Below are 7808 nucleotides of genomic sequence, written 5' to 3'. Positions count from 1 at the left end.
TGCTGTGAGACAGGGGTTTTCAACCCCTGTCGGACTCAAGTTCCGGGCGTCAGGCTAAAGTCGGTTGAAACTGAGATATTGCACCATTCTCAAGAACAGGCTGTCCGGCCTGTTCCACAAAGAATGAATTTGATTGTGGGGTGGGCGTCCCGCCCGCCCATGAAAGGCTTATTGACATTGGTGCAAGATCTCATTCACTATGAGATAGGGGTTTTCAACTCCTGTCGGACTCCGGCACTTACCCGCATCCCAATTCCAAATTCCCCGAATTACAAGTATCGAGTTAACTGCACTCGATAGCGTTCTTTTTTAGTTACCATAACTTCCCCAATTTCCAATCTTCCCTTACCGCTAACAGCGATTAAATCTCCAGATTTAACGTGATAACTAGATTGGGTGATATCTTTCCAGTTAACTCGCACGTCACCTCTGTCAATGAATTCAACCATTTTGCTGCGAGACATGGCAAATCCGGCCGAAGCCACAGCATCCAATCTCATCGATGCTTCAACGGTTGTCATTTCTTTCTTTTTGGGTTCTCTAATTTTTAGTTCGCTCAACTCAATGCGCCGAGTTTTCACCGGAACCGATCGCACTTGCTGCAAACTCATCTCCAGATACTCTACCATTTCCGGCATGACAATCGCCTGGGCGCCGCGTTCGCCCAACACGATGATATCGCCGGTTTTCTCGCGGACAATTCCCGTACCCAGCATTGCGCCTAAGAAGTCGCGGTGGCTGGCGGTGTCGAACAAGAAATTGCCGGCTATCTCCACCGCAGCAATGCTAACACTCGCAGAGTCGATCGGGATTTCCGATCGGGCGATCGCAATTCTTTGTCTTTCACCCTGGGGATAGCCTCCCCAAGCGACCAATTCCACATCAGTCAAGCGCTTAAATACCGTCAGAGTGTCCGCCAATTCCGGCGGCGACAGAAAATCAGTCAGAGTAACTTCCCAAGTTTTAATTGCTTGTTCCGCTTGGTCGATCGCCCGCGCTACAGATTCGCGATTTTCGATACCTTTTAACAGTTCTTCTCTTTGTAACATCAGTCAATTTTAGATGATAATTTGAAAGTGCCAAACCTTGCTGTAACTAAAAACTCTACTTCTTTAACAGTCGCACTACTTTAATTATAGTCTAAGATTGTCAAATCAGGATATGATGATTTTTGTTGCTGGGAAAGCTGATATGACAAACATAATTATTGTATCAAATATATGAAGTCTTCTAGTTTAAGCAAGGTTAATATTTCAACCCAGTTTCTGTCTCACGAATCAACCGAACCGTTGAAACAAGCGCTACAGGATAAAAGCCTTGTACCCGAGGAAGCAGCCGCATTACTAGCAGCAGACGAACAGCGCGCCATTCCTGCCATCAGCAAAAATGCAGCCTTGATCGAGGAAATTCAGCATCGAGTGCAAAGCTTGCCATCTTTCCATTCTCTGCTACAGGGTGATAGCCGAAACTTGACACATATTCCCGATGAAAGCGTGCATCTGGTAGTCACATCACCCCCGTACTGGAATTTAAAAGAATATCTCAAAAACCCAAACCAGCTTGGAGAAATAGCAGACTACGAACAGTTTTTGCAAGAGCTCGATCGAGTATGGGAGCAAATATGGCGCGTTTTAGTACCAGGCGGACGGCTGGTGATTGTCGTGGGCGATGTCTGTGTGGCGCGCCGGCGTGCAGGGCAGACACATGGTATTTCCCCTGCACGCCAGCATTCAGGAAAACTGCCGCCATCTGGGATTTGATAACCTCGCACCCATTATCTGGTACAAAATCGCCAATGCTTCCCTAGAAGCAGCCGGAAATGGCACCAGTTTTCTCGGCAAGCCTTACGAGCCCGGAGGTGTCATCAAAAACGACATCGAATTTATCCTGATGCAGCGCAAACCGGGCGGCTACCGCAGTCCCAGCCTGACAGCCCGAGTATTGTCCGTGATACCGGAAACTCTGCACCGGCAGTGGTTTCAACAAATTTGGCAGGATATCAAAGGCGCTTCCACCAAGCAACACCCCGCCCCGTATCCTTTGGAACTAGCAGAAAGGCTGGTGCGGATGTTTTCCTTTGCTGGGGACACGGTACTTGACCCATTTATGGGGACGGGGACAACCTGCGTCGCTGCGGCCAACTGGGGGCGCAACAGTATCGGGGTAGATGTTGAGCCAAATTACCATCAGATGGTGCTGAAACGGATGCAAGAAACCTATGGCTTGCGCGTAGTCTATGACGGATTGATGGGGGAGGTTGACGCATTTCGCGGTTTTGCCGGAGTTTAGAGGGGCAAGCTATGCTCAACGCTATGAACTTTTTTGTCAGAAGATGGTGCGGGAAAGGCATTTCACGGCTGCTTGTTTTTTAGTGACAAATCGCGAACAGGCTGCACAAAATCCCAACTATACGGAGCCATGTTCAGACTTGTCGGCTGCCAATTTTTTGCAGCAACTTATCCGCCACGCACTCTAGAGTCAAGTTAAGCAATTAACAGATTTTGGCATTGCTGAACTTGAGTATTAATGTACATTTTTCAGTTTTTTTAGAAGACAGACTTTTTGCGCTTTTGAGTATGAGCCTACAACTTAATTGATAGCGTCAATCAGCCATGCCGCACTGTCAAATCTTACTGTTTATTCTTCGTTTTCACCCGCATATACAGCTCTTCCATCGCCTCAATAAACGAACCATCTTTCTGCCAAAACGGCGGAAAATCTCCCTGCTTTTTCACCACGATCGCACTTACGCCACTTTGCACCCCCACTTCAATCGTCTGCGGAAACCGCTTCGCACCGTGCCAAAACTCTCTCAGGCTGACGGTTGGCGCTTCATTGGCGATCGCCCGCGTGTAATAGGAATCCACCGCCACAGGGGCCGCTGCATCCGCCGTCAACTCCGCAGAAAGCGCCAAGCCTAAAGGCGTTTTTGCTAATTCGCGGTGCAGCACTTCCTTAGAAAGCCCCCGTAATTCAAACAGCAAAAATGGATCTTTGTCCAATTCGGCCGCCACCAAATAATAGACTCCGGCAATATGTTTGCAGGGATTGCTATAGTCTGGGCAAGAGCAAGTAGTCTTAAAGTCCTCGCGGCTGCTGGGTAACAGGTGCAATCCCAGGGGTGAAAAAGCGTTTTCAATGTTGTCGGGCATTTCGTTGAGCAGCAGCCGAGAAATGAAGCTGGCTTTTGATGCCATTTGGGCGATCGCCACTTGCCACTTTTCCTGACTAATCGGCTCAAACTCAATTTGAGTTGTGTACAGCGGCTCTTTATAAACCCCAAAATAAGGATTAACCGAGCCTCTCACTTGTGCCATCACTAAGCCATTATTCATGCCAAAGCTTTTTACCTTGTCATTCCGTGCATAGGAACGTCCCCGCCCGAGTCGCCCTGAATCGGTAAATTTTTCCAGCGCATCGATAAATTTATTGCCCCACCAAGTCCGAGTAAATTGTGACATATTTGCGATTTTCTCCTAATCTAAAACAGCATTTTTATTGAGCCTAATTAACTGTTTAAATGCCTCATTATCCAACTCAGTCAACCACGATTCATCAGCACCAATAATTGACCCTGCCAATTTCTTTTTGTCCTCAATCATTTGGTCAATCTTTTCTTCCAAAGTGCCAATTGCCACAAACTTATGCACAAACACATTTTTTTCCTGTCCGATCCGAAACGCCCGATCCGTCGCCTGATCTTCCACCGCCGGATTCCACCAGCGATCGAAATGGAACACGTGATTGGCTTTTGTCAGCGTAATTCCCACACCGCCGGCCTTCAGTGATAGAATAAATACCGAAGGTTCTGATTCTGGATCTTGAAACTCTGAAATCATCCGTTCCCGTTTTTCGCGACTTGTTCCGCCGTGGATGTAATAAGTGTTGTAATGTAGGGTTTGTTTGATGTATTTTTCCAACGCACTTCCCAATTCTGTAAACTGCGTAAATACCAATAAACTTTCGCCTTCGGCTTTGACTTCCTCAATCATTTCGATCAGCCGTTCCAGTTTGTGCGATCGCTCTGGTGTAAACTCACTTTCATCCTGCAAAAACTGGCGGGGATGATTGCAAATTTGCTTCAACTTCAGCAGCGTCGCCAAAATCATCCCCTTGCGCTTCATTCCTTCAGCCGCGTCAATTTCTTGCTCTACCTCTTTCACAATGGCTTCATAAAGCGAAGCTTGCTCGCGGGTGAGATTGCAGTAGAGCTTTTGCTCAACTTTGTCAGGGAGATCCTGAATAATTGACTTATCGGTTTTCAGACGGCGCAGGATAAAAGGTTCTACTAATTTTTTGAGCGCTGCTGATTGTGTGCGACTCCCATGTTTTTGAATCGGTAATTCAAACATTTTCCGAAACTGCGTCTCTTTTCCCAAATATCCGGGATTGAGGAAATTAAAAATTGACCATAAATCCAACAAGCGATTTTCTACAGGTGTTCCAGTCAATGCTAGTCGATGGGTAGCGGGTAACTTTAAAATCGCCTTGGTTTGCGCCGCTTTCGGATTTTTAATATTCTGCGCTTCATCAATTACCAGACGATGCCACGCTACGCTGCTCAACAGCTTCTCATCTTTTCGCGCCAAGGTAAAGGAAGTAATCAACATATCACAATCTTGGACGGCGGCTTTAAATGCTTTGGCATCTTGCAAACGTTGAGGGCCGTGGTGAATTAGCGATCGCAATTCTGGAGCAAATTTTTCCATTTCCTTCTGCCAATTGCCGACTACGGAAGTCGGTGCAATTAGCAGGGTGGGTAAAATCGCATTTTTTGTCCCTTTTTTTGTCTTCTTTTCCGTTCCTTGTTCCGTCTCTTTGCTAGTCGATAAAACTTCTCTTTCCTGCAATAATCTAGCAATTACCTGCGCCGATTTACCCAAACCCATATCGTCGGCAAGACAGCCATTTAATCCCAAACTTTCCAAATAACTCAACCAAGAAACACCGCGCTTTTGATAATCGCGGAGTTTTCCTTGAAACTGTGTTGGATCTGCAATTAACTCTAGCCGACTCTTATCGTGCAGCTTCTCCAACATATCCGATAAAGTGCGATCGCGCTCCACCTCCAACTCTTCACTGGCTTCTCCTTCTGCCGTCAACTTCATAAAGTCAATTAAGCTGACATCGGGATTCTCTTCGCGATGTTTTTTCCAAAACCCCAGCATCTCCTGCATCTTGTCTTTGTCCAGTTCCATCCATTGTCCTCGGAACTGCACCAGCGGTGTTTTGCTATTAACTAACGCCTGCCATTCTTGTTCGCTAACTCGTTCGCCTCCGATCGCCAATTCATACTGATATTCCACCAGGGAATCCGCAGAAAACAATCCCTTGCCCTTGATTGCAGCGCTTTTGCTGCCCTTGCCTTTGACTTGCAGCCGAATCTTCGCCCGCTGTCGTCCCTTGGGCGTCCACCAAGCGGGGACAATCACTTTATATCCAGCATCTTCTAATACCCAAGCGGACTCGCTGAGGAAGGTAAAAGCATCATCTACGTTGAGAGAAATGTTAGCGGGTTTGTCTGTTTCTAGCCCCTGCCAAAGTTGGGGATAAATGCGCGCAGCGTAGCCGAGATTTGTTAGCAAATGTTGCTCAAAGTTGTCGCCGAATTGTGTTTGCAACTGTTTTGGTTGAGTCGATCGCGATCGCCAATAATCCTGCAACGGCACCCGCAGAGATGGGTCTTGTTTGGCCGCCACCTGAAACTCTAAAACCCAAGGCTGTTCGGGGTTTTCGGGCGATTGTAATTGAAAGCAGAGGGAGAATGAGTCAGCAGATTGATTGCGCGTAATGCGATCGCGCCAGGTTTGCCATTGCCGGTATTGTTCAAGGCTTACTCGCGCGATTTTTCGTGTTTGGTTGAGGCAGATTTGGAGTAAAGAATCGGCAATCTTATTCTCAAACGATGCTGGGATGGGGGTTTGAGTGACAATTTCGGCGATCGCACATTCTGAAAAATTACGCAGCAACATTTCGCTATCGTATAACTTTGGTGTATCTTGTAGCTGGATCTTCCCAAAACCGGACACGCAAACTAAAGGCATCCATTCTACATAGCGTTGTAACTCTGTTTCGTACTGTGCTGAAACAATTTCCCATCCCGGATAAATCTCAAAGCTGGGTGCAATTTTGGCAGGTGTTTTTGGAGTTTTTGTAGTCTTTGCGGTTGTTTTTGTTTCACCCGCTTTCTTGCGCCCGCGCGCGGCTTTTTCAGCGGGTTCGGATGCTTCGATGGGTGCGATCGCGATCGGAGCAGTTTCTCGATAGCGCAACGCCGGAATATAATGATCTTTCAGAACAATTTGCTTAAAAAATTGGGTGTAGTGATACCAAAACAGCAAATCTGAACCAAACTGAACTTCTGCTAAATCGTAGAGGGCAAAAAAATGCAGATCGTTCAATACTTTAGTCAAAGTGTGGGTGGCGATGGACACACAATCGACTTCCCAATATTGCAACTCAAATGTTTCGGGTAATTCTGTCTCTAAATATCGGGCTAACTCTAAAGATGGTAACGGCTGGTTATCGGCTGTGGGGAGTAAAAAGTACCGAGGGGCGATCGCATATTCTAGCCCGATCGCACTTGTATTGCTGACTGGTGGCAGTTGAATCCCGGCTTCTTTCGTTAGAAACTCTGTTAACTGTGCCGTCTCCAATTGTCGGGGATGAACCTTAGCAGGCTGTTTTTTCTTTTCAGTGGTTTCAACCCAAATATAAAACGTTCCAGGTTGAACAAAACTCTCTTCTGTTTGAGGAATCCAAGTGCCGTGCAGGATTTTCATAGGTCATACCAAACGCAACCTTTGGCAGCCAATCATATCATGAATTAGCGGGAAAAGATAAGACGGCGGTTGAAACCGCTGCTATACAAACGATGTCCGCCTCCGCGGACGGAAGACAATAAGATAATTTTACCGCGCTATCTTTAACCTGCCGAGGCAGGTTTTGCTTGTATAGACGCGGTTTCAACCGCCGAAGCCTCTTTAACCTGCGGAGGCACGTGCAAGTTTGTATAGACGCGGTTTCAACCGCCGAGGCTTCTTACAAATTTAGAAAATATCAGTTAAATCCAACACAAAACCGGGCAGTACATCTTCACCTGAGACAGTTTGAGGTGCATCTAAAATTTCTACTTCTCTAGCTTGACGGGAGATTTCTACTTGCCGATTTTTGCGATCGAGCAACCAGCCCAAACGAACTTTATTTTTCACATACAATTTCATTTTAGCCCGCAATTTTTCTAGGGAATCGGTGGTTGAGCGCAATTCCACCACAAAATCGGGACAAATTGGTGCAAATTTCTCTTTTTCTACGGGAGTTAAAGCATCCCATCTGTCGCGCCGAATCCAAGCAGCATCCGGAGAAATATCAGTACCATCTGGCAGTTTAAATCCAGTTGAAGAGTCAAACGCAATTCCCAAATGTTTATTTTGACGGCTCCAAGATTGAAGTTGATAGGATAAGTCAATGTTGCGATTGCCAGTCTCGCTACCAGTAGGCGAGATGATAATTAATCCTCCACTAGCAGTGCGCTCAAATCTTAAATCTCGGTTTTCTTGACACAACTAAAAAAATTGTTCGTCAGTTATATCTATTGTCAATTCTAGGGGAGAAGATAAGGCTATTGTTGGAACTTCCATCGGTTTCTCCAAATATTAAGTAAGGTCAAATATTCTGGTAACACAACTTGAATCCAAGTCAATATTAGATTGTTGCTATAGGGTGCGTCTGGTGGGTGCATCTCAATGAGTGCAAATATACTCGTAGGGGCTCTCGCATTTCGGCAGTAAATCTCTGATTCTCACTCA

6 protein-coding genes and 1 pseudogene are annotated in these 7808 nt (G+C 46.3%); 3 read left to right on the top strand and 4 right to left on the bottom strand.

The features are described 5' to 3' along the window. Positions 1–269 precede the first annotated feature (269 nt). A complete protein-coding gene (locus QT974_RS27895; RefSeq protein ID WP_333471650.1) occupies positions 270–1049 on the bottom strand; it encodes a photosystem II S4 domain protein in 780 nt (259 codons plus the stop codon). 171 nt (positions 1050–1220) lie between these two features. On the opposite strand from QT974_RS27895, the gene QT974_RS27890 reads away from it, so the two are divergent. From QT974_RS27890 to QT974_RS27880, 3 genes are read left to right on the top strand one after another with little or no spacing between them, the layout of a single operon-like run. Continuing rightward, entirely contained in the window at positions 1221–1760 is a 540-nt protein-coding gene (locus tag QT974_RS27890) for a DNA methyltransferase (RefSeq protein ID WP_333471649.1), read from the top strand. Then, on the top strand, positions 1705–2289 hold the full coding sequence (locus tag QT974_RS27885; RefSeq protein ID WP_333471648.1) for a DNA-methyltransferase: 585 nt from the start codon (positions 1705–1707) through the stop codon (positions 2287–2289). The genes QT974_RS27890 and QT974_RS27885 overlap by 56 nt, the downstream gene beginning before the upstream one ends. Continuing rightward, a complete protein-coding gene (locus QT974_RS27880; protein WP_333471647.1) occupies positions 2258–2476 on the top strand; it encodes a PaeR7I family type II restriction endonuclease in 219 nt (72 codons plus the stop codon). Before QT974_RS27885 ends, QT974_RS27880 begins: the two co-directional genes overlap by 32 nt. A 154-nt stretch (positions 2477–2630) precedes the next feature. On the opposite strand, the gene QT974_RS27875 is transcribed toward QT974_RS27880, so the two are convergent. From QT974_RS27875 to QT974_RS27865, 3 genes and pseudogenes are all read right to left on the bottom strand, one after another. Then, the gene (locus QT974_RS27875) at positions 2631–3461 is read right to left on the bottom strand and encodes an SWIM zinc finger family protein (RefSeq protein WP_333471646.1); all 831 of its coding nucleotides are present in this window, start codon (positions 3459–3461) and stop codon (positions 2631–2633) included. Between the two features lie 15 nt (positions 3462–3476). Next, positions 3477–6782 carry a DEAD/DEAH box helicase gene (locus QT974_RS27870; protein ID WP_333471645.1) on the bottom strand — a complete coding sequence of 1102 codons (3306 nt, stop codon included), beginning with the start codon at positions 6780–6782 and terminating at the stop codon, positions 3477–3479. A gap of 267 nt (positions 6783–7049) precedes the next feature. After that, positions 7050–7640: pseudogene (locus QT974_RS27865) on the bottom strand (Uma2 family endonuclease). Positions 7641–7808 lie beyond the last annotated feature (168 nt).

The organism is Microcoleus sp. BM001215392, assembly GCF_036700185.1.
Lineage (GTDB): Bacteria > Cyanobacteriota > Cyanobacteriia > Cyanobacteriales > Microcoleaceae > Microcoleus.
The sequence above is the reverse complement of the archived record's forward strand: the minus strand, read 5'-3'. Positions and strand labels throughout refer to the sequence as shown.

Bases quoted from the DNA above. Each gene is read 5' to 3' on its own strand.
- QT974_RS27890 (WP_333471649.1), top strand. From the start codon at position 1,221: ATGAAGTCTTCTAGTTTAAGCAAGGTTAATATTTCAACCCAGTTTCTG.
- QT974_RS27885 (WP_333471648.1), top strand. From the start codon at position 1,705: ATGGTATTTCCCCTGCACGCCAGCATTCAGGAAAACTGCCGCCATCTG.
- QT974_RS27870 (WP_333471645.1), bottom strand. From the start codon at position 6,782: ATGAAAATCCTGCACGGCACTTGGATTCCTCAAACAGAAGAGAGTTTT.
- QT974_RS27895 (WP_333471650.1), bottom strand. From the start codon at position 1,049: ATGTTACAAAGAGAAGAACTGTTAAAAGGTATCGAAAATCGCGAATCT.
- QT974_RS27875 (WP_333471646.1), bottom strand. From the start codon at position 3,461: ATGTCACAATTTACTCGGACTTGGTGGGGCAATAAATTTATCGATGCG.